This window comes from Flaviflexus huanghaiensis (genome assembly GCF_014118685.1).
In the GTDB taxonomy this organism is placed as follows: Bacteria; Actinomycetota; Actinomycetes; order Actinomycetales; family Actinomycetaceae; genus Flaviflexus; species Flaviflexus huanghaiensis.
The window spans coordinates 190177-210020 of record NZ_JACFAK010000001.1; the positions used below are offsets into that span (position 1 = coordinate 190177).

Annotated in this window: 20 protein-coding genes and 1 pseudogene; 9 read left to right on the forward strand and 12 right to left on the reverse strand. The window is 65.5% G+C overall.

Going from position 1 to position 19844, the window contains the following annotated elements:
• Window positions 1-52 precede the first annotated feature (52 nt).
• Together metE and H7E91_RS00830 are read right to left on the reverse strand one after the other, a co-directional pair.
• Window positions 53-2365: a 5-methyltetrahydropteroyltriglutamate--homocysteine S-methyltransferase gene (metE, locus tag H7E91_RS00825; protein ID WP_182353165.1), complete on the reverse strand. Its 2313-nt coding sequence runs from the start codon at window positions 2363-2365 to the stop codon at window positions 53-55.
• Between the two features lie 29 nt (window positions 2366-2394).
• A complete protein-coding gene (locus tag H7E91_RS00830) occupies window positions 2395-3402 on the reverse strand; it encodes a methylenetetrahydrofolate reductase (RefSeq protein WP_182353166.1) in 1008 nt (335 codons plus the stop codon).
• Window positions 3403-3679: 277 nt separating this feature from the next.
• On the opposite strand from H7E91_RS00830, the gene H7E91_RS00835 reads away from it, so the two are divergent.
• Window positions 3680-4699 carry an LLM class flavin-dependent oxidoreductase gene (locus tag H7E91_RS00835; protein WP_182353167.1) on the forward strand — a complete coding sequence of 340 codons (1020 nt, stop codon included), beginning with the start codon at window positions 3680-3682 and terminating at the stop codon, window positions 4697-4699.
• 249 nt (window positions 4700-4948) lie between these two features.
• On the opposite strand, the gene H7E91_RS00840 is transcribed toward H7E91_RS00835, so the two are convergent.
• Entirely contained in the window at window positions 4949-5710 is a 762-nt protein-coding gene (locus tag H7E91_RS00840; RefSeq protein ID WP_182353168.1) for an HAD-IIA family hydrolase, read from the reverse strand.
• Window positions 5711-5726: 16 nt separating this feature from the next.
• Between H7E91_RS00840 and H7E91_RS00845 the strand changes: the two genes are divergently transcribed.
• Entirely contained in the window at window positions 5727-6494 is a 768-nt protein-coding gene (locus tag H7E91_RS00845) for a serine hydrolase (RefSeq protein WP_182353169.1), read from the forward strand.
• A 57-nt stretch (window positions 6495-6551) separates the two neighbouring features.
• Here H7E91_RS00845 and H7E91_RS00850 read toward each other — a convergent pair whose 3' ends face one another.
• Together H7E91_RS00850 and H7E91_RS00855 are read right to left on the reverse strand one after the other, a co-directional pair.
• On the reverse strand, window positions 6552-6824 hold the full coding sequence (locus H7E91_RS00850) for a hypothetical protein (RefSeq protein WP_182353170.1): 273 nt from the start codon (window positions 6822-6824) through the stop codon (window positions 6552-6554).
• A 3-nt stretch (window positions 6825-6827) separates the two neighbouring features.
• Complete coding sequence (locus H7E91_RS00855) at window positions 6828-7622, reverse strand: exodeoxyribonuclease III (RefSeq protein WP_182353171.1); 795 nt, start codon at window positions 7620-7622, stop codon at window positions 6828-6830.
• A 30-nt stretch (window positions 7623-7652) separates the two neighbouring features.
• Here H7E91_RS00855 and H7E91_RS00860 point away from each other — a divergent pair, with 30 nt between their 5' ends.
• The 4 genes from H7E91_RS00860 (at window position 7653) to H7E91_RS00875 (ending at window position 10493) form a co-directional block, all read left to right on the forward strand.
• Window positions 7653-8429 (forward strand): SDR family NAD(P)-dependent oxidoreductase, encoded by a 777-nt coding sequence (locus H7E91_RS00860; RefSeq protein WP_182353172.1) that lies wholly within the window; start codon window positions 7653-7655, stop codon window positions 8427-8429.
• 38 nt (window positions 8430-8467) lie between these two features.
• The gene (locus H7E91_RS00865) at window positions 8468-9031 is read left to right on the forward strand and encodes a phosphoribosyltransferase family protein (protein WP_182353173.1); all 564 of its coding nucleotides are present in this window, start codon (window positions 8468-8470) and stop codon (window positions 9029-9031) included.
• A gap of 305 nt (window positions 9032-9336) precedes the next feature.
• Window positions 9337-9912, forward strand: a complete 576-nt coding sequence (locus H7E91_RS00870) for a LemA family protein (protein ID WP_182353174.1) — start codon at window positions 9337-9339, stop codon at window positions 9910-9912.
• Window positions 9909-10493, forward strand: coding sequence for a TrmH family RNA methyltransferase (locus tag H7E91_RS00875; protein ID WP_182353175.1), 585 nt, complete (start codon window positions 9909-9911; stop codon window positions 10491-10493). The genes H7E91_RS00870 and H7E91_RS00875 overlap by 4 nt, the downstream gene beginning before the upstream one ends.
• 4 nt (window positions 10494-10497) lie before the next feature.
• Here the strand turns inward: H7E91_RS00875 and H7E91_RS11920 are convergent, their stop codons facing one another.
• The 7 genes and pseudogenes from H7E91_RS11920 to hemE all read right to left on the reverse strand — a co-directional run bounded on the left by H7E91_RS11920 (window position 10498) and on the right by hemE (window position 16789).
• Entirely contained in the window at window positions 10498-10623 is a 126-nt protein-coding gene (locus H7E91_RS11920; RefSeq protein WP_277814753.1) for a hypothetical protein, read from the reverse strand.
• Window positions 10624-10631: 8 nt separating this feature from the next.
• Window positions 10632-11927 carry a glutamate-1-semialdehyde 2,1-aminomutase gene (hemL, locus tag H7E91_RS00880; protein ID WP_338401686.1) on the reverse strand — a complete coding sequence of 432 codons (1296 nt, stop codon included), beginning with the start codon at window positions 11925-11927 and terminating at the stop codon, window positions 10632-10634.
• Entirely contained in the window at window positions 11920-12852 is a 933-nt protein-coding gene (gene hemB / locus H7E91_RS00885) for a porphobilinogen synthase (protein WP_126040593.1), read from the reverse strand. The genes hemL and hemB overlap by 8 nt, the downstream gene beginning before the upstream one ends.
• A gap of 19 nt (window positions 12853-12871) precedes the next feature.
• Window positions 12872-13552, reverse strand: a complete 681-nt coding sequence (locus tag H7E91_RS00890; RefSeq protein WP_182353177.1) for a uroporphyrinogen-III synthase — start codon at window positions 13550-13552, stop codon at window positions 12872-12874.
• Window positions 13549-14415 carry a hydroxymethylbilane synthase gene (gene hemC, locus H7E91_RS00895; protein ID WP_182353178.1) on the reverse strand — a complete coding sequence of 289 codons (867 nt, stop codon included), beginning with the start codon at window positions 14413-14415 and terminating at the stop codon, window positions 13549-13551. Before hemC ends, H7E91_RS00890 begins: the two co-directional genes overlap by 4 nt.
• Before the next feature lie 83 nt (window positions 14416-14498).
• A pseudogene (locus tag H7E91_RS00900) lies at window positions 14499-15839 on the reverse strand (protoporphyrinogen/coproporphyrinogen oxidase); the annotation flags it as partial.
• Complete coding sequence (hemE, locus tag H7E91_RS00905) at window positions 15794-16789, reverse strand: uroporphyrinogen decarboxylase (RefSeq protein ID WP_182353180.1); 996 nt, start codon at window positions 16787-16789, stop codon at window positions 15794-15796. The gene hemE and the pseudogene H7E91_RS00900, both read right to left, overlap by 46 nt.
• Before the next feature lie 56 nt (window positions 16790-16845).
• On the opposite strand from hemE, the gene H7E91_RS00910 reads away from it, so the two are divergent.
• Genes H7E91_RS00910 through hemQ form a run of 3 tightly spaced genes read left to right on the forward strand, consistent with a single transcriptional unit; the run spans window position 16846 to window position 19832 of the window.
• Window positions 16846-18144 (forward strand): glutamyl-tRNA reductase, encoded by a 1299-nt coding sequence (locus tag H7E91_RS00910; protein WP_182353181.1) that lies wholly within the window; start codon window positions 16846-16848, stop codon window positions 18142-18144.
• The gene (locus H7E91_RS00915) at window positions 18137-19117 is read left to right on the forward strand and encodes a ferrochelatase (protein ID WP_182353182.1); all 981 of its coding nucleotides are present in this window, start codon (window positions 18137-18139) and stop codon (window positions 19115-19117) included. The genes H7E91_RS00910 and H7E91_RS00915 overlap by 8 nt, the downstream gene beginning before the upstream one ends.
• A gap of 10 nt (window positions 19118-19127) precedes the next feature.
• Entirely contained in the window at window positions 19128-19832 is a 705-nt protein-coding gene (gene hemQ, locus H7E91_RS00920) for a hydrogen peroxide-dependent heme synthase (RefSeq protein ID WP_338401687.1), read from the forward strand.
• Window positions 19833-19844 lie beyond the last annotated feature (12 nt).

Genomic DNA, 19844 nt, shown 5'->3' on the forward strand with positions numbered 1-19844 from the left:
GTAGATGAGTCTGGGGCTGCGCGAGCAGCCCCAGACAGATCAGGTCAGTCATTCAGATCGTGGCGCGGACAGCCTTCGCCGCGGCCACCAGGTTGGTCAGAGATGCAGTTGTCTCCTCGTAGCCTCGGGTCTTGAGGCCGCAGTCCGGATTGACCCAGAGAAGATCCGGATCGACGGACTCGACGGCCAGCTCAAGCAGGGATGTCAGCTCCTCAACCGAGGGCACGCGCGGAGAGTGGATGTCCCACACGCCGGGGCCGACCCCCTGGGCGAAACCGTGGTCCTTGAGATCAGGCAGCACCTCCATGCGCGAACGTGCCGCCTCGATCGACGTGACGTCGGCGTCGAGCGCCGCGATGGCGTCGATAATCTGGCCGAACTCCGAATAGCACAGATGAGTGTGAATCTGTGTCTCAGGTTTGACCCCCGCAGTTGCGGCATTGAACGCACCCACCGACCATGCGAGGTACTCGGCATGTCTCGATCTATCGAGTGGTAGTAATTCCCGCAAAGCGGGCTCATCGACCTGGATGACGGCCGCGCCAGCCTCCTCGAGTTCTGCGACCTCATCGCGCAGTGCGAGCGCGATCTGGTCCGCAACATTGGAGAGGGGGATGTCCTTGCGAACGAACGACCAGGCGATGATCGTGACAGGGCCGGTCAGCATGCCCTTGACCGGACGGTCGGTGAGCGATTGGGCATAAGACCACCACGGCACCGTCATCTCAACCGACTTCGCCACATCCCCCCAGAGGATTGACGGCCTCGTGCAGCGCGACCCGTAGGACTGGACCCAGCCATGCTTCGTCACCGCAAAACCATCGAGAAGCTCAGCGAAGTACTGGACCATATCATTGCGCTCCGCCTCGCCATGGACGAGGACATCAACGCCAATCTTTTCTTGAAGCCGGATCGTCCGCTCGATTTCCTCCTTCATCCGCGCTTCGTAGGTAGCATCATCGATATCTCCCCGAGCATGAGCGGCGCGGGCTTGACGCACCTCAGCGGTCTGCGGAAATGAGCCAATCGACGTTGTCGGCAGATGAGGGAGGCCGAGCCGGGCCGCCTGGGCGGCGCGGCGCTCCGCGCTATCCGTTCGGGTCCTGTCAGCCACGGTTAAGGCGGCAACGCGCTCGCGGACAGCAGGAACCGAGACACCCGGTGTCGCTGCGCGTTTGGCGAGAATAGCGGCGTTCGCATCGAGCTCGTCCCTGATCGAATCGAAGCCGTTGCGGATGCCGCGGTCGAGGAGGGCGACCTCGCCAACCTTCTGATCCGCGAAGGCGAGCCAGGCGTGAAGATTCTCATTCAGCTCGGGATCGTCCCACGTCTCGAGTGCCGTGTCGTGGGGGACGTGCTGGAGGGATGTGGCGGTGCCGACGACAACGTCTGCGCCGAGGGCGCGTGCCGCTTCAATCTTCTCGACAGCGGCATTGAGATCCGTCGCCCAGATGTTGCGTCCATCGACCACGCCAGCGACAAGCGTTCTGCCCGCAAGATCCGAGGGACTGATCCCGGCGCTCGCGAGAACCTCCGGCTGTGGCAATGTGCCGCGGTCAAGGTCGATGCCGATCGCCTCGACGCCTGTCCTGACGAGGACGGGGAACGCGGGAGCTGAGTCACCGTAGGGGACGGTGAGAAGGATCTGTGGTCGATCTTCGCGGGCTGCGAGACCGGTCCAGACCTGCTCGACGCGGCGGGCGATGTCGGCTCGGGACTCAGTAAGATTATCGGAGATAAGCGCCGGCTCATCGAACTGCACCCAGTGCGCACCAGCCTCCTGCAGTGCGGTGAGAAGTTGCTCGTAGACGGCGACGACATCAGCGAGCCGGTCGAGCGGATGACCATGCTCGCCTGCGGGCTTCGACAGGACGAGGTAGGTTACGGGGCCGACGATGGCAGGACGGGTGACGTATCCCCACTTCCTGGCTTCCACAAACCGGTCGACGATGTCGCGGCTCGCGAAGGAGATCGAGGTGTCTGGACCGATCTCGGGAACGAGATAGTGGTAGTTCGTGTCGAACCACTTTGTCATCTCGAGCGGTGCCACCGATGCATCACCCCGAGCGAGAGCGAAGTACAGATCGAGGCCTTTCCGGCCAGCAAATCGTTCCGGCGCTGCTCCGAGCATGCGGGTAACGTCGAGGACCTGGTCGTACAGTGACGAGTTCTCCGGAATTGAGGAGTCGTCGGCACCGAGTCCGAGCTCGGTGAGTCGGGCAAGGTTCGCCCGGCGGAGCTCGTCCTCAGCGGCTTTCAGATCGGCGGCGTCAATGCGGCCAGCCCAGTAGGCTTCAACAGCTTTCTTGAGCTCCCGCTTCCGCCCGATACGCGGATATCCGAGGATGGTGGATGACAGTGTCATGTGAGTTTTTCCCTTGATGGTCGTGAGGATCAAATCTGGTATTGGAGGGAGAGACTGTGGGCTGCGGCGGTCGGGACTGGACGGAGCTCATGCTCGTCGCGTTCGTCGTGGGTGATGCCGATGCGGCGGAGAACGTCGAGCGACGGCTCAGCCCGGTTGAAGGTATAGAGGTGGATGCCGGGGGCGCCGGCCTCGAGAGCCTGCCGTGCCAACCATGCCGCATAGGCGACTCCGATGTCGTAGGCGTGTGTGCTCGTGTTACCGCTCTCCTCGTCTGCTCTCTCCGCCTCCTCCATCGACTCCAGCAGACCGTGTGGGGCCACGATCCCGGTGAGTTCGGCCGTGCGATGGAGTCGGCGCGATTCGACCGGTGGCAGGATCCCGGGGACGATGGGGATGTGGACGCCGGCCCGGCGGCTACGGGCGACAAAGTCGACATAAACGTCCGGATCCCAGTACAGCTGGGTGATCGCGAAGTTGGCTCCGGCCGCCTGCTTGACGAGTAGGCGGTTCACTTCATCGTCGACACCTGTGCCCGCGGCAGGGTTGCCGTTCGGGAAGGCTGCGACGGCGATTGTCAGCGGGCGAAAAGCGTTCCGCAGCGCCGCGGACGGGGATTCGGTGCAGGCCTTCTCCTCGATCTCGCGGATCGCGGCGACAAGCTCGACTGCAGACTGGAGGCTATCTGGTGCCGGGGCCCAGTTGGGGATCCCGACGGGCGGATCGCCCCGAAGTGCGAGAAAGGTCCGGACGCCCGTGCGGAGGTATTTCGTCAACTCCTCGTAGACTCCCGCGCGTGACATACCGACACATGTGAAGTGCGCGATTGGCTGGACGGGCGTGTGCCGGACAAGCTGGGCGATGACCTCGTGCGCGGTGTCCGCATTCTTTCCGCCCGCTCCATAGGTGACGGAGACAAAGTCGGGTCGAAAGTCCATGAGCTTCTTGACCGTCCCCCAGAACTTAGGGGCACTCCCCGGTTGGCGGGGAGGCATGAGCTCGAAGGATACGAGTGGGCCACCGAAAATTGACGACATGATTGTTCCTTTGATGCGTGCTCTGACACTACGCTTTCAGGCCGTTGAAAGGTTCCATCGAGCAAGGTGCGGTAGACCTGTCGTGCTCGAAGGCGTCAGCTACACATTCGCACGCGAAGATCCCCGGCTGGGCGGGTCATCCTCGTCACACACGCGAACATAATCCTATCTTCCCCAAGAGACAGCCTCCGTGTCACCCGGTCCAGAACATGATACGGACGTGATGACCTCCGTCTTCCGACGGGAATGGCATGCGCCACCGGTGCGTTGACGCCCTATGGGCAAGAAGATCGGCTTTCTTTCATTTGGTCATTGGACCGACCACTCGATGTCGCAGGTCCGGTCCGCAACAGATTCCCTCGTGCAGAGCATCGAACTCGCCGTCGCGGCCGAAGAGTTGGGAGCAGATGGCGCGTACTTCCGGGTGCACCACTTTGCTCGGCAGATTGCCTCACCGTTTCCGCTACTTTCCGCGATCGGGGCGAGGACCGAGCGGATCGACATCGGTACCGGCGTCATCGACATGCGGTACGCCAACCCGCTACAGTTCGCGGAAGATGCGGGGGCGACAGACATCATCACCGGAGGGCGACTCCAGCTCGGAATGTCGCGCGGCTCGCCAGAGCAGGTGATTGATGGCTTCCGCTATTTCGGATTCGTTCCAGAAGAGGACCAGAGCCCGGCGGACATGGCGCGTGCCCACACAAAGAGGGCGCTTGACGTCATCGACGGTGAGCAGTTCGCCAAGCCGCACCCGCGCCCGATGTTCCCGAACCCGCCCGGCCTATTACGGATTGAACCCTATTCAGAAGGGTTGAGGCAACGGATGTGGTGGGGCGCAGGATCGAATGCGACCGCCCGCTGGGCGGCACGCGAGGGCATGAACCTCATGTCTTCGACACTGAAGAACGACGAATCGGGCGAACCGTTCCACGTTCAACAGCGCAAGCAGATCGATGAGTTCAGGAGCGAGTGGGCGCGGCACAATCACGGCTTCGAGCCCAGAGTGTCTGTGTCCAGATCGATCATCCCCATCGTCAGCGATGAAACTCGTGCCTACATGATCCCGGGAAGCCGCCACGACCAGTTCGGACACCTCGACTCGGGGCGGGCCGTGTTCGGAAGAGCGTACGCGGATGAGCCTGACGCGCTTGTTGCGCAACTGACGGAGGACGAAGCGATCCAGGCGGCAGACACGGTGCTCCTCACAGTCCCCAATCAGCGTGGCGTGGAATTTAACGCTCGCCTCATCGAATCGGTCCTCACCCACATCGCCCCCGAGCTCGGCTGGCGCTGACTGCAAGGCCTGCAGCGAGCACACTCACTCGCGTGGTGTCGAGGACGATGAGGATCATGGGTGGGTCGTGCGGAGGATTACGTACGGTCCTTGCCTCTTCTACCCGAGGTTGTCGTCCCGCCACGGGAGAGTGAGGACGAGCGCCAATGATCGCGACGTCGACACGGTTATGAGGGAGCGGACGTGTGCGGGGTTCTGGCAACAGAGGCGCCAGTGGCTTGGCCACGGCGCCCCTGATAGTCAAACTATCTAGACGAAATCGATGACGTCTTCGATTGAGTCGTGAACAAACTCAGGCCTGAACGGGAACTTTGCAATGTCGTCCCTATGAGTTGAGCCTGTGAGAACGAGGTGGGTACGAAGACCAGCTTCGATGCCCGCGAGAATGTCGGTGTCCATTCGGTCGCCGACGATCGATGTGTTCTCTGAGTGCGCGCCCATCCTGTTGAGGCCGTAGCGGAGCATGATCGGGTTGGGCTTGCCGAGGAAGAACGGCGTCCTGCCGGTCGCCTTCTCAACCATTGCCGCAACTGCGCCTGTTGCCGGCAGATCACCCTCGGCTGAGGGGCCGGTCGCGTCAGGGTTGGTGGCGATGAAGCGGGCACCAGCCTGGATGAGGCGAATCGCTGTCGTGATTGCCTCGAACGAGTAGGTGCGGGTCTCGCCGAGAATGACGAAATCCGGGTTTGCGTTCGTCATGATGAAGTTCTCTTCATACAGCGCCGTCGTCAGCCCGGCCTCACCGACGACATAGGCGCGGCGGGAGTCGGACTGGGTTGCCAAGAACCGTGCTGTGGCAAGAGCTGAGGTCCAGATTCGGCTCTCGTCGACCTCGATTCCGGAGGTAGAGAGCCGCGCCGCGAGGTCGCGCGGCGTGTAGATCGAGTTGTTGGTGAGGATGAGGTGTGGGATGCCGTTCTCTTCGAGCCGCCCGAGGAATTCCCGGGCGCCATTCAGTGCCAAGCCCTCGTGTACGAGGACGCCATCCATATCAATCAACCAAGAGCTCATGTCCTACACTTAGCACGTGGAAGCCGTCATTCTCAGTTCTGTAGACAAAGTCATCCGAAATCGCGGCGAGATCGAACGGAATTTCCGCTTCGCGTCAGTCACCAAACTCTTCGCAGCCTACGCCGCCCTCATCGCCGTCGACCGGCATCTGCTCGACCTCGACGAGGAGGCGGGACCCGCGACCGTCCGCCATCTTCTCGGCCACGCCTCGGGCCTGCCGTTCGACGAGGGCGGCCCCGTGTCGGAGCCGGGCCGGCGCCGCGTCTACTCGAATATGGGAATCGAGGTTCTCGGAGAGCACATCGAGACGAAAGTCGGCACGTCGATCCAATCCTGGATCGAGCAGACGGTGCTCGAGCCGCTCGGCCTGTCCTCGATCCTCATCGAGGGATCACCCGCCCATTCGGGCGAGGGCAATGCCGCGGACCTTGCGGCCTTCGGTCGAGAGCTCCTGAAGCCCACCCTCATCCCCGAGGATCTTCTCGCTGAGGCGACGTCACCCAGCTTCGGCGAACTGTCCGGGATACTGCCGGGCTACGGCCGGCAGCAGGATAACGCGTGGGGTCTCGGCTTCGAGATCAGAGCGACGAAGGACCCCCACTGGCTCGGGGCGACCTTCTCGCCCTCGGCGTTCGGGCACTTCGGCCAGTCCGGCTCGTTCCTCTGGGTCGATCCCGAGGTCCAGCTGACCGGCGTCTATCTGGGCGACGAGGACTTCGGCCAGAAGCACAAGGACCTGTGGCCGGGCCTGACGGACCGGATGAGGGCGGGCGAGGAGTTCTGAGCCCGCAGGCTCAGAACGATCCCGCTGAGCGCCGCGGGGTGAGTCGGCAGTGCCCCGTCAGAGCGCGCCCCACACGTCGATGACGCCGAGCAGCACGTAGACGAAGATGCCGAGGAACACGGCGAAGCTGAGCGCAAAGCCGATGATGCCGAGCGAGGCAGAGTCCCCGGCCCTGCGGGCCTGCGCGATCGACACGTAGCCGAGTGCGCACCCAATCGTCCCCGTCCAGAAGAAGAGGATCGCGAGCACGCCTGCGGCCGTGCCCGCCCGGCGCGGCTGCGCCGAGCCATAGACGGGCTGCTCGTGGGAGGGCAGAGCGGGGCACGGCATCGGTCAGTCCTCGATGTCGACGATGACGGGGACGTGGTCGGAGGCACCCTTGCCCTTGCGCTCATCGCGGTCGATGCTCGCGTGCGCGACACGTCCGGCGAGGGAGGGGGAGAAGTGCTGGAAGTCGATCCTCATCCCCTCGTTCCTCGGGAAGCGGAGCTGCTGGTAGTCCCAGAACGTGTACTGGTCGGGCTCGTGTTCGCGGGTGACCTCGGTGAAGCCGGCGTCGACCACGGACTGCAGCGCGCGGCGCTCGCCATCGGTCACATAGAGGCTGTCCCGGAACAGCTCGATGTCCCACACGTCGTGATCCTGAGGTGCGACGTTCCAGTCACCGACGAGGGCGATATCGGCCGAGGGGTCGCCGGCGAGGCGCGACCTGCCCTGCTCTGCGAGCGCCGTGAGGAATGACAGCTTGTAAGCGTAGTGCGGGTCGGTGATCGACCGGCCATTGGGGACGTAGAGGCTCCACACGTCGATCCCGCCGCAGGTGGCGCCGATCGCACGCGGCTCGACCACCGGCTCCTGATCGGGCTTCGCGAAGGCGGGCTGGCCCTCGAACTGGGTGCGCACGTTCTCGATTCCGACGCGGGAGATGAGGGCGACGCCGTTCCACTGGTTGAGGCCGGTGACGGCGACCTCGTAGCCGGCCTCCTCGAAGGGTGCGTACGGAAATTGGTCGACCCGGCACTTCGTCTCCTGGATGGCGAGCACATCCGTATTCGAACGCTCGAGGAAGCCGATGACGCGATCGATGCGGGTGCGGACGGAGTTCACATTCCAGGTCACAAGTCTCATGCGGGCCATTATTCCAGCTAGGCTCTCGATATGGGTACAGCACTGGTCACCGGCGCCACCTCCGGCATCGGCCGAGAGATCGCCTGGCAGCTGGCGGCCGAGGGCAATGACATCGTCCTCGTCGCTCGGAACGTCCCGGCCCTCGAGGAGTACGCGGACAGGATCCGCACCTTCACGGGGCAGAAGGTCGAGACGCTCAGCGCCGACCTCGCCACCGAGGAGGGCGCCCGCGCGGTCGGGGAGCGTGTCGCCAGCCGAGAGCGCCCCATCGGCCTTGTCGTCAACAACGCCGGCTTCGGGCTTGGCCAGAGCTTCCTCGGCGGCAGTCTCGACCGTGAACTCGAGGGCATGGATGTCATGGCCCGCGCCATCCTCATCATCTGCCACGCCGCGGCGGGCGAGTTCGCCCGGCGCGGCTACGGCGCGATCCTCAACATCTCGTCGATGACCTCGCTGACCGCGCAGGGTACCTACTCGGCCCACAAGGCCTGGGTCCGGACATTCTCGGAGGGCCTCGCCGAGACCCTGAGGCCCCACGGCGTCAACGTCACCGTCTCCTGCCCGGGACTCGTCCACACCGACTTCCACGCACGGACCAACGTCGACGCGAGCCAGTGGCCCGAGTTCGCCTTCATCCCCGTCGACAGGGTGGCCTCCCGCTCCCTCGACGCCGTCCGTCGCGGCCGCGTCATCGTCACTCCCTCGCCCGTCTATGCGGCCGCGGCGGGGATCCTCCGGCTCTCACCGCGGGCACTCGTCCGCCGGGTCGCCGGGCCCGGCCGCTCCGGCCGCGCGGCCGGCATCTGACTCAGCTCCTGCGCCCCCGCACACGTAGACTGGGGCCCGTGAAGAACAACGACCCCCAGCGCCAGCGCCTCATCGAGCTCGTCCGCGAGCTCGCCGTCATCGAGGGTGAGGTCACCCTCGCCTCCGGCCTCGTGTCAGACCATTACGTTGATATGCGGAGGGCGACCCTCCACCACGAGGCCGCCCCCCTCATCGGCCACGTCATGCTCGACATGCTCGAGGAGTCGGGGTTCGGACCCGATGAGATCGATGCGGTCGGTGGACTGACGATGGGAGCGGATCCCGTCGCAGCCGCGATCCTTCACGCGGCCGCCTCGCGGGGCCTGGCCGTCGACGCCTTCGTCGTCCGCAAGGCCGCCAAGGGCCATGGCATGCAGCGGAGGGTCGAGGGCCCCGAGATCGCGGGCCGCCGGGTCGTCATCCTCGAGGACACGTCCACGACGGGTGGATCGCCGCTCGAGGCACTTGAGGCCGCACGTGAGGTGGGCGCGGAGCCCGTCGCCGTCGCCGTCGTCGTCGACCGGAATACGGGTGCGAAGGAGCGGATCGAAGCGGCGGGTGTGCCCTACTTCGCGGCCCTCTCCATCGACGAGCTGCGCTGAGCCCAATCCTGCTGAGCCGTACCCGGCTGGCGGGTGCGCTCCGCGGAGTCGCGCGCGGTCGACTCCAACGCGGCTGGGTTGACCGCTCACTCGTGAGCAGCGCTAGGCGAAAACCTGCGTGGAGTGTTCCCATCGCATCGGCGCGCGCCGTCGATCGTGCCACATCTCATGACCGCACTCGGCGTGAGCTGGCGGGTGCGTGCGGACGTCGGTCCACCCCGCGCGGGCCGTGCTCGGAGGCACAGTGGCTGGACAGCGGCGAGGGACTATGCTGGTGCCGCTGATCATCGAGACTGGAGTCATCCATGCATGTTGGAGTCATCCTCGGCGCCGTCGCCCTCATCACCCTCACACTCGCCTCGTGGGCGGGTGTGACCAGTAGGAGCCTGAGGAACCTGCACGAAAGGGTCGAGGGATCCTGGCGACAGATCGAGGTCGAGAGCCATCGACGTCGCCAGCTCATCCCCATGCTCATCGACGCCCTCACGGGCAGAGCGCCCGATGAGGTCGTGAGCAACCTGGTCGAGGCGCGTGGCCGCGCCCAGCAGGCCCAGGGCTCCGCCGCCGACCAGGCGCGACTCGAGGACGCCCTCAACGCGGCAGTGGGCCGCGCACTCGCCACGGGCGAGTGCACCCCCGGCCTCAAGGCCTCGGGCCCGTTCTGCGATATTCGAGCCGAGCTTGCCGCCATCGACGACCGCATCTCCGGCGAACGGCGGGCCTATAACGCCGATGTCGATACCTACAACGCCGTGCTCGAGACTCCCTCGGGCGCTGTTGTCGCGCGCCTCATGGGCCTGAGGCCCGCCGAGCGCTTCGAGTCCACGCGGACGGCGATGCCGGTACCCGCAGTGGCCGCCGCGGGTGGGGTGGCCGAGTGACGGACGCCGAGCAGGCGGTCGACCCGCGGCTCGATCCCGAGCTTCTCGAGAACGGCGATACGCGCAATGTCGTCGATCGATACCGGTTCTGGAGCGTCGAGGCGATCAAGGCCGACCTCGACGAGTCACGGGCGGCGCTCCACATCGCGATCGAGAATCTCGAGCACGATCTCAACATCGGCTCGATCGTCCGCACCGGCAATGCGTTCAATGTCGGCGGCGTCCACATCGTCGGCAGGCGCCGGTGGAACCGGCGCGGGGCCATGGTGACCGACCGTTATCTCGACATCATCCACCAGCCAGAGCCGGCCGATCTGGCCCGATGGGCGCAGGCCAACGGCTATGCGATCATCGGCATCGACAACGTCCCCGGGTGCACGGACCTTGAGGCGAGCCCACTGCCCGAACGGTCGATCCTCGTCTTCGGTCAGGAATCGAACGGGATCTCGCCCGAGCTCCTGGCGGAGTGCGCCGAGGTGCGGCAGATTCCCATGTACGGGTCGACGAGGTCGATGAACGTGGCGGCCGCGGCCGCGATCGCCATCCACTCCTGGTCGGTCACCCACCAGTACAGGGGCTGAACCCTCAGTCGGCGAGGAGCCGGACGATGGCTGCGAGCGTCTCGGAGATCCCACCCTCGATCCGCACATCCGCCAGCCTGTCGGCCTGAGTCGGCCCGCGGTTGATGATGGCGATGCCGCGAGCCGCCACGTGATTCCTCAGGTTCGCGGGTTGGATGCTTCGGCTGCCGCGCGTGCCGCTACCGGGGCGGCGTCGAGGATGCGAGCGATGATCTCCTCGTCGTGCGTCGCAGAGACGAAATAGGCTTCGAACACGGACGGTGGGAGATGGATGCCGGAGCCGAGGAGCGAGTGGAAGAAGGGCGCGTAGCGGAACTGGTCCTGTGCGATCACGTCGTCGTAGCTGCCCGCTGGATCGTCCGAGAACAGGATGGAGAAGAGCGAGCCGACCTTCTGGATGGTGTGGGCGACTCCCGCGCTGGTCAGGCTCTGTGAGAGGCCATCCGATAAGGCGTTGGCGGCCCTGTCGACTGCCGCGTAGACCTCATCGTCGGCCAGTGTGAGCGTGGCGATGCCGGCCGCCGTCGCCAATGGGTTTCCAGAGAGGGTGCCCGCTTGATAGACGGGGCCGAGCGGTGCGAGATGGTCCATGACGTCCGCGCGTCCGCCGAGTGCCGCAAGAGGCATGCCCCCGCCGATGACCTTGCCGAAGCACATGAGGTCCGGCTCGTACGGGGTGGCCTGATCGATGCCCCAGAAGCCTGCGCGAGAGACGCGGAACCCAGTCAGCACCTCGTCGAGGATGAGAAGAGCACCGCTCTTCTCGCATTCCGCCTTGAGGAAGGCATTGAATCCGGGCTCGGGCGGGACGACCCCCATATTGGCGGGAGCCGCCTCGGTGATAATGGCGGCAATGCGATCGCCGTGGGAGGCGAACAGCTGCGTGACCGCCTCTCGGTCGTTGTAGGGCAGGACGACCGTGTCTTCGACCGTACCCTTCGGAACACCGGCGGAGGACGACATGCCGAAGGTGGCGACACCAGATCCTGCCGCGACGAGCATGGAGTCCTCATGCCCGTGGTAGCAGCCGGCGAACTTGACGACGATATCCCTGCCGGTGAACCCGCGCGCCAGACGAATCGCGGTCATCGTCGCCTCTGTGCCGGTCGAGACGAAGCGGATCTTCTCGACCGGGTCGATCCGACCGATGACAAGCTCGGCGAGTTCGATCTCGGCCTCGGTCGGAGCGCCGAACGAGAGGCCGCGCTCTGCGGCGCGCTGGACGGCGTCGACGACGACGGGGTGAGCGTGCCCGAGCAGGGCAGGGCCCCACGACCCGACGAGGTCGATGTACTGCCTCTCGCGGGAGTAGACGAAGGGACCGGAGGCCCGGTCGATGAAGACGGGGGAGCCGCCGACCGAGCCGAAGGCGCGGACGGGCGAGTCCACGCCGCCGGGGATGACGCGCTGCGCGCGTGTGAACAGATCAGACACGTGATACCTTCTTCGCGATCTCGGTGGCCCAGTAGGTGCAGATGATGGTGGCGCCGGCACGGGTGATCGCGGTGACTGACTCCATGATGGTCCGGTCTCGATCCAGCCAGCCGTTCGCCGCCGCCGCCTCGATCATCGCGTATTCGCCGGACACCTGGTAGGCGGCAACGGGGACCGTCGAGGCCTGGGCGACATCCGACAGAACGTCGAGGTAGGAGCCTGCGGGTTTCACCATGACGACATCCGCTCCCTCGTCGATATCGAGGAGAGCCTCTCGCAGGCCCTCCGTCCGGTTTCCCACATCCATCTGGTATGTCCGGCGGTCGCCCTTCAGCTGCGAGTCGACTGCCTCTCGGAAGGGGCCGTAATAGGCGGATGCGTACTTGGCTGAGTAGGCGAGAATCGAGACGGAGGTGAAGCCGGCCTCGTCGAGAGCCGTTCGGCAGGCGGAGACCTGGCCATCCATCATGCCCGAGAGGCCGAGCATGTGGGCTCCGGCGCGAGCCTGTTCCACCGCCATCGCGCTGTAGATCTCCAGCGTCGCATCGTTGTCCACCGTTCCGTCGACGTCGAGGACGCCGCAGTGGCCATGATCGGTGAACTCGTCGAGGCACAGGTCGGCGATGATGACAGCCTCATCGCCCACTGCCTCTTTCAGGGCGCGCAGCCCACGGTTGAGGATTCCGTCGGGGTCCACGCCAGCCGAGCCGAGGGCGTCATGGTCGGCCGGGACTCCGAAGAGCATGAGTCCGCCGACCCCGGCATCGACAGCCTCCCGAGCCGCGGCCTTGAGGGAATCGATCGTGTGCTGGTAGACGCCCGGCATCGAGGCGATCGGTGCGGGCTCGGAGATGCCCTCGCGGACGAACATCGGCAGGACGAGGCTGCCGGCGGTGAAGCCGGCCTCTCGGACGAGGCCTCTCATAGCGGGGGTGGTGCGCAATCTACGCGGTCGATGAATCACGGCTGATCCTTTCCAGACAGGCCTCGAGGCCGCTGCGATCGGGGGTGGCAGAGGTGGCGGCAGCAGGGATTCTTGCCGCGTGAAGGGCGTGTGCGGTCGGTTCACCGATGGCGATGAGCGGGGGCAGGGTCGTGTTCGAGGGCCAGTGCGCGGCGATCGAACGGGCAGCGCTGCCCGCCGTGACGATCACGGCATCCGACTCGAGCAAGGCCAGCGCGGCAACCCCGACGGGATCATCCTCGGAGCGGTAGATGTCAACGCGGTCGACCGAGTAGCCGAGATCGCGGAGACCCTCTTCGAGGACTGTGCTCGCCTGGACGGAGCAGGGGAAGAGGACGCGTCCCGTCCCGCGTGGGAAAGAGCGGACCATGGCCTCAGCGCTCGCGGGCGGGGGGCCGATGAAGTCGGCATCTCTCGGTGCGGCCGCGGCAGTGGCCTCGCCGACGCAGGCCAGATGCAGGTCCCTCGGCAGGGCGATGCCGTTCGATTCGAGGACATGGAAGACGAAAGGCGAGGTCACCGCGATCCAGTCCGCGTTCCCCACCCTCAGCGCGTCTGCAACGGCGGCAATCCCTGAGGGGATCGGGCTCCGGGAGGTGACCGGCATCGCGTGCCAGCCCTGTGTCAGAGCGGAGCGGGGTCGAGTGATGGCGACTCTCATTCTCCGACTCCGCGGTCGATGAACTCGTTCGCCAGCTCGGTCGCGACGGCGATGGGATCGTCGGCGATGAGTCGGCCCTCAACCTCTGCACCGCCGCCGACGTAGCGCGCATGCAGAGAGACCGTCGATCCGGATGCGTCCCCGAGCACCCCGACCGGTGTCGTGCAGCCCGCTCCCATTGCCGCCATGAAGGCGCGTTCTGCGGTGACTTCACGCCGTGTCTTGCGGTCGTCGACGCGTGACAGCGGCTCTTCGAACGGCGAGCCCTTGACGGTCTCAAGCGCGAGGGCGCCCTGGGCGGCAGCGGGGACCATGACGTCGAAGGGCAGGTCCTGGCCCGTGTCGATCCCCAGCCGCAGGAGGCCTGCACGCGCAAGGATCACGCCGTCGAGGTCATGGTCGATGCGCGCCAGCCTCGTCGGCACATTGCCGCGGATGTCGACGACCGTGAGATCCGGCCGGAAGTTGAGAAGCTGTGCGGCGCGCCGAGGGGAGCCTGAGCCGATCGTCGCACCGGGAGGAAGATCGCGGTAGTCGACGTGGCCACAGAACACATCATGGGGGCTCACCCGCGGGGGAAAGAAGATCGATAGAGCGGGGTGATCAGCCGCTGGAAGGTCCTTCGCAGAGTGGACCGCGATATCGCATTGACCGGCGATCAGGGCATCGCGGACGGCCGAGGTGAAGAGGCCCGTGCCGCCGATGACAGAGAGCGGAGACCGATCGACATCCCCCTTGGTGGTGATGCCGATGATCTCGAAGTCGGTGAGATTGGGGTCAGCCTCGACGATGTCCCGGGCGACTGCGGTTGCCTGGGACACGGCGAGAGAGGACGTCCGAGTGCCGACGCGAAGCGTATGCATATGTTCCATGATACGACCCCGCGGTGTGCCTCGGGAGCAAGCGGCGGCTCAGTCCCGGAATCAGCACAAGCGACGAGGGTGCTCTACCTGAGTCGCGCGAGGATCGCCGCAGCCGTGTCGAGCGCGTGGGGGATGACGGCAGAGATGCCGGTGCCCGCCTTCCACGCGCCGACGATGCTGATGGAGGGGGGAGGCTCGAGCGCGTCCGCCCACGCCCTCAGCTCGGGGGTGGATGGCGTGAGGGCTCCGCCCCAGCGCACGGTGCGGGAGCCAGCAATCACCTCCTCGGTGAGGGCGACACCCATGAGCTGATTGACGTCCGCCAGAGCCTGGCCTGCCGACATGTCCTCGTTGAGTGCGTAGGACACTCGGATGATGTGGCGGTCGGTGACATCGCGCAGCCATGGCCACTTGCAGGACAGATGGGTCAGTGCCTTGGCGCGCGACGACCCTGCGACACAGAGGAGCCCAGATCCTCGGGGTGCCGCATCCAGCTCTGGCGCATCGAGCACGAGCGTCACATGCGTCGTCGGTCTCCCCTGCGGGATCGTCAACGGTTCAAGATCCATGACGTGTCCGAGGAGGGACCGGGCGGAGGCGAGATCGGCCGCGAGGACGGTGTGCGAGGCGACGAACGAGCGTTCCGCCCCCTCGACGAGCGCAGTGACAGTCGTCTGCCCGGCCGGAGCCCTGCCGAGTGACGTGACCGTCGCGGAGGTGAGGAGCTCGGCGCCAGCCTCCTGGGCCTGCCGGGCGAGCGTGTCGACGAGGCGGAACATGCCGCCGACGACCGAGGCGACCGCTGGCCCGGACAGTCCTTTGGCGACTGCCTTCGCGAGGCTTCCCTCGGCGAGGAAATCAGTCTTGAGCTGCGGGTTGATGGCAAGGTTCGACGGGTCCGAGGAGTAGATTGCGCCGGCAATGGGGCGTACAAGCCGCTCTAGCACCGCTGTGCCCATACGCGCTTCGACCAGATCCCCCAGGGTGTCCGCATCACTGCCGACCTCAGGACCGAGGGTGAGGTCCTCTTCGGCGCGCGTGGTGTCGCCGATGATCGACGCGACGTCGTCGGCTGAGGGATTCGCAGGGATGCCGAGGGACGAGTCCGCAGGGATCGGCAGGGCCGCACCATCCCAGATCCACGACCGCCCCGCGGGAAGGAGCGCCTCCAAGCCCAGCGACGCCAGATAATCGGTGACGCGCTGAGAGCGCCGAGCATACGACTCCGCGCCGATATCGACCCGGACGCCGCCGATCGTCTCTGCGGCTACGAGCCCGCCGAGTTTGTCGCGCTTCTCGAGAAGTGTGACCCCGTGGCCGGCTCGGGCGAGCTCGCGCGCAGTGATGAGGCCTGCGAGGCCGCCCCCGACGATGACGATCATAGGGTCTGTTTGACGTAGGAGACGATGCGCGTGAGCACATCCGGATCGGTCGTGGGCGGCACGCCGTGGCCCAGGTTGAGGATATGGGAGGGGGCAGCGCGGCCCGCGGCCAGCACCGCGTCGATGTGCTCCTCGAGAACGCTCCAGGGCGCTGCGAGGAGAGCCGGGTCGATGTTGCCCTGCAGCGGCTTCCCCGGGACGCGACGAGCCACCTCGTCCAGCGGCATCCGATAGTCCACGCCCAGCACGTCAGCACACGACGCCATCTGCTCAAGAAAGAGACTGGTGCCGGTCCCAAAGTGGATCGTCGGCACGGTCGCCCGCTCGAGCGCCAGTTTGGAGTAGGGGAGCACCTTCGACTCGTAATCGGCGACCGACAGCGAGCCCGCCCAGGAGTCGAACAGCTGGACGACGGAGGCGCCGGCTTCGATCTGGATCTCGAGGAAGCGACCGGTGATGTCGGCAGCCCATGTCATCAGTCGGTCCCAACTCGCAGGGTCCGCGTGCATGAGTGCGCGCGCCCCCAGATGATCACGGGAGGGCCTGCCCTCAACCATGTAGGCGGCGAGCGTGAAGGGTGCGCCGCCGAAGCCGAGCACGGGGACATCGAGCTCCTGCACGCAGATCCCGATCGCCTCGCGGATCTCGGGAGAGTCCTCGAGTGTGTGGGCGGTGAGCTCAGTGATGTCGGCGGCCGACTGAATTGGCCTGCCGAATACGGGACCGACTCCCGGCTTGATATCGACATCGATGCCTGCGATCTTCAGCGGGATGACGATGTCGGAGAAGAAGACCGCGCCGTCGACTCCGTGCCGGCGCACGGGTTGCATGGTGATCTCCGCCGCCAGCTCCGGGGTCAGGCATGCGTCCAGCATGTTGGTGTTCTCACGGAGCTTTCGATACTCGGGAAGGGACCTGCCGGCCTGCCTCATAAACCAGACGGGAACACGCTCGCCGCGGATACCCCGGGCTGCATCGTTGAGAAGGTGCACATGCCCATTCTCCGATGAAGTGGACCTCGAAGCCAGTATAGGGAGACAATTGGTTCGTGAGCTTTGTGGTCCTAACAGCAAATCACCACGATCTCGAGATCTCTGACGTCGAGTCACTCGCCCAGCGGGGCGCCCGCATCAAGCGGGACATCCTCGGCTGCGAGGGGATCTCGGGCGCCGTGGTGCTGTCAACGTGCAACCGATACGACGTGTATCTCGAGGCGGAGGAGCACGCGGCCCGGAAGGCTATGGAGCTTCTGGGCGGCGAGGTGGAGATTACGGCCTTCACCGGAATTGACGCTGCTCGGCATGTGTTCGAGGTTGCCTCAGGGCTCGATTCTATGGTGGTCGGAGAGCGGGAGATCGTCGGGCAGTTCCGCCGGGCGCTTGCCGAGGCCCGCGAGGAGGGCACGACCTCGCCACTCCTCGAACAGACGCTTCAGAGTGCACTCCGCACATCGCGCGAAATCGCCGTGAAGACCGATTTCTCTCGTGCGGGCCGCTCCATCGTCGGGGTCGCGCTGGATCTGGCGGGCAACGTCGCATGTGAACGCGGTCAGTACCACTGGGACGACATCGGCGGTCCCACCGTCCCGGCAACCGACTGGTCGGGCGTCAATGTTCTGCTCGTCGGCACAGGCGCGTATGCGGGTGCGACGGTCGCGGCGCTCGAGGAGCGCGGCGCGGAGGAGGTGCGGGTATGGTCCAAGTCCGAGCGCGGCCGACAGTTCGCGGCCGATCATGGAATCTCGTTCTCTCCGGAACTCGACCTGGCGTGGCCCGATGTCATCGTGCTCTGCAGGGGCACTGGATCGCCGGTTCTGACCGTGGACGCCGTGCGTAAGGCGAAGAAGACCCGAGGGCCGCTCACTCTCGTCGACCTCGCGAGGTCGAGAGACGTCGAATCTGCGGCGGGCGACCTCGAGGATGTCACTCTCATCGACCTTGAGACCGTGCGCAGGCACGTCCCGGCAGCGGCCGCCGGGGATGTCGAGAGTGCTCAGCGGCTCATCGCTGAAGGACTTGAGAAGCTCGACGGAGATCTTCTCGGCAGGACCATGGACCCGCTCATTGTCGCCGTCCGGAACATGTACGCGACCGAGCTCGAGAAGGAGCTGAGCAGGATGCCGGCCGCGGGCGATGTGCCGGCGGAACATGCCGTCCGCGCCCTGCAGCGTCTGGCTGCCGCAATCGCCTACCACCCCACGAGAGCCGCTCAGCAGGCAGCCCAGAGCGGTCGGGGACACCAGTTCCATGAGGCCGCCGAGCTCGTCTTCGGAATGGCGCTCCCCGAACCGACCGACCCGGTGCTTGCCCCTCCGGCATGCCCGCGAAAGGATAACTCGAATGGTTGATGCCTACCTCGTCGTCTCCTACGGAGGCCCGAACGGGCCCGAGGACGTTGTTCCGTTCCTGCGGAATGCGACCAAAGGTCGGGGGATCCCCGATGAACGCCTTGAGCAGGTGGGGGAGCACTATTACATGTTCGGCGGCAAATCGCCGATCAACGAGCTCAACGCTGCACTCGTCCAGGATCTTCGCGACGAGCTCGCACGGCGCGGCGACAGCACACCCGTCGCGCTCGGCAACCGCAATTGGGAGCCCTACGGCAACGATGTCATCCAGGAGCTGTACGAGAACGGCGCGCGGAACATCCTTGCCATCGCCACATCGGCCTATTCCTCCTACTCATCGTGCCGTCAGTATCGAGAGGACCTCGCGCGCTGGCTGGGCGAGGTCGATCTGCCTGATCTGACCATCCGCAAGGTGAAGCAGTTCTGGAATACCGACGGCTTCTACCGGGCGAGCGTGACTGCGGTTCGAGAATCCTTGGAGGCGGCTCCCGGGTCGCGACTCATCTTCGTCACTCATTCGATCCCGAACGCCATGAACGACTCATCCGGTCTGGAGTTCGGCATGACATACGAGCAGCAGCATCTCGATCTCGCGCGCCGGATAGCAGACGAGCTCGGCGTCGAGGACTGGGACATGGCGTACTGCTCTCGCTCTGGAAGCCCGCACACTCCATGGCTGGAGCCGGACATCTGTGATCATCTCGAGGATCTCAAGACTGACGGCATCACGGGCGTCGTCGTCGCGCCCATCGGCTTCATCTCGGATCATATGGAGGTCCTCTACGACCTCGACACCGAGGCGAAGGCAAAGGCGGAAGAGCTCGGCCTCGCATTCGAGCGTGCCGCGACTGTGGGCACCGATCCGGATTTCATCTCCCAAATCGCCGACCTGCTGCAGAATCCCGGTAGAACCTCATACTGCGAGGAGAACTGCTGTGCACTCTCCCGCTCCGCAACCCTCCCCGCACTCTAAGGAGACACACGTGACGTCACTGCACGCCCCTGACGACGAGACCGTTGATCATGTCAACACGTCGATCCGCTACACGATGTGGTCCGTCTTCGCGACGACCGGCGAGATTTCGCCGGACGAGCGCGAAACCGTCGTCGCCGACGCTGAATCCGCGGTTGCGGCGACCGGCGTGACGGTGCGCGGCTATTACGACGTCGCAGGGCTCCGTGCAGATGCTGACCTGATGGTGTGGTGGCATGCCGAGACGATCGAGGAGCTGCAGGCCGCCTATCATGCCCTGCTCGGCTCGAGACTGCCGATCACTCCTGTCTGGTCGGTGGCCGGCCTGCACCGGCCCGCTGAGTTCAACAAGAGGCACCTGCCGGGATTCCTTCTCAGCGATGAGGCGCCGAAATACATGGCCGTCTATCCGTTCGTCCGCTCCTTCGAGTGGTACCTGCTTGAGGACGACGAGCGGATGGCGATCCTCCGGGACCACGGCATGAAGGGCGTTCCCTACAAGGACGTCATCGCGTCGACCGTCGCGTGCTTCGCTCTCAACGACTACGAGTGGATTCTTGCTCTTGAGGCGGACGAGCTCCATCGCATCGTCGACCTCATGAGGGACTTCCGATACACGGAGGCGCGCCGGCACGTGCGGGTCGACACGCCCTTCTACACGGGCGCGCTCGTCTCACTCTCGGAGTGGGCGGCCCGCCAGCCGCAGGGAGAATAGCGGTCGAGGGGA

What these genes read in the sequence shown, in the direction of transcription:
- metE (WP_182353165.1), bottom strand. Translation starts at nt 2,365, where the DNA reads ATGACACTGTCATCCACCATCCTCGGATATCCGCGTATCGGGCGGAAG.
- H7E91_RS00830 (WP_182353166.1), bottom strand. Translation starts at nt 3,402, where the DNA reads ATGTCGTCAATTTTCGGTGGCCCACTCGTATCCTTCGAGCTCATGCCT.
- H7E91_RS00835 (WP_182353167.1), top strand. Translation starts at nt 3,680, where the DNA reads ATGGGCAAGAAGATCGGCTTTCTTTCATTTGGTCATTGGACCGACCAC.
- H7E91_RS00840 (WP_182353168.1), bottom strand. Translation starts at nt 5,710, where the DNA reads ATGAGCTCTTGGTTGATTGATATGGATGGCGTCCTCGTACACGAGGGC.
- H7E91_RS00850 (WP_182353170.1), bottom strand. Translation starts at nt 6,824, where the DNA reads ATGCCGTGCCCCGCTCTGCCCTCCCACGAGCAGCCCGTCTATGGCTCG.
- H7E91_RS00855 (WP_182353171.1), bottom strand. Translation starts at nt 7,622, where the DNA reads ATGAGACTTGTGACCTGGAATGTGAACTCCGTCCGCACCCGCATCGAT.
- H7E91_RS00860 (WP_182353172.1), top strand. Translation starts at nt 7,653, where the DNA reads ATGGGTACAGCACTGGTCACCGGCGCCACCTCCGGCATCGGCCGAGAG.
- H7E91_RS00870 (WP_182353174.1), top strand. Translation starts at nt 9,337, where the DNA reads ATGCATGTTGGAGTCATCCTCGGCGCCGTCGCCCTCATCACCCTCACA.
- hemB (WP_126040593.1), bottom strand. Translation starts at nt 12,852, where the DNA reads ATGAGAGGCCTCGTCCGAGAGGCCGGCTTCACCGCCGGCAGCCTCGTC.
- H7E91_RS00890 (WP_182353177.1), bottom strand. Translation starts at nt 13,552, where the DNA reads ATGAGAGTCGCCATCACTCGACCCCGCTCCGCTCTGACACAGGGCTGG.
- hemC (WP_182353178.1), bottom strand. Translation starts at nt 14,415, where the DNA reads ATGCATACGCTTCGCGTCGGCACTCGGACGTCCTCTCTCGCCGTGTCC.
- H7E91_RS00915 (WP_182353182.1), top strand. Translation starts at nt 18,137, where the DNA reads ATGGTTGATGCCTACCTCGTCGTCTCCTACGGAGGCCCGAACGGGCCC.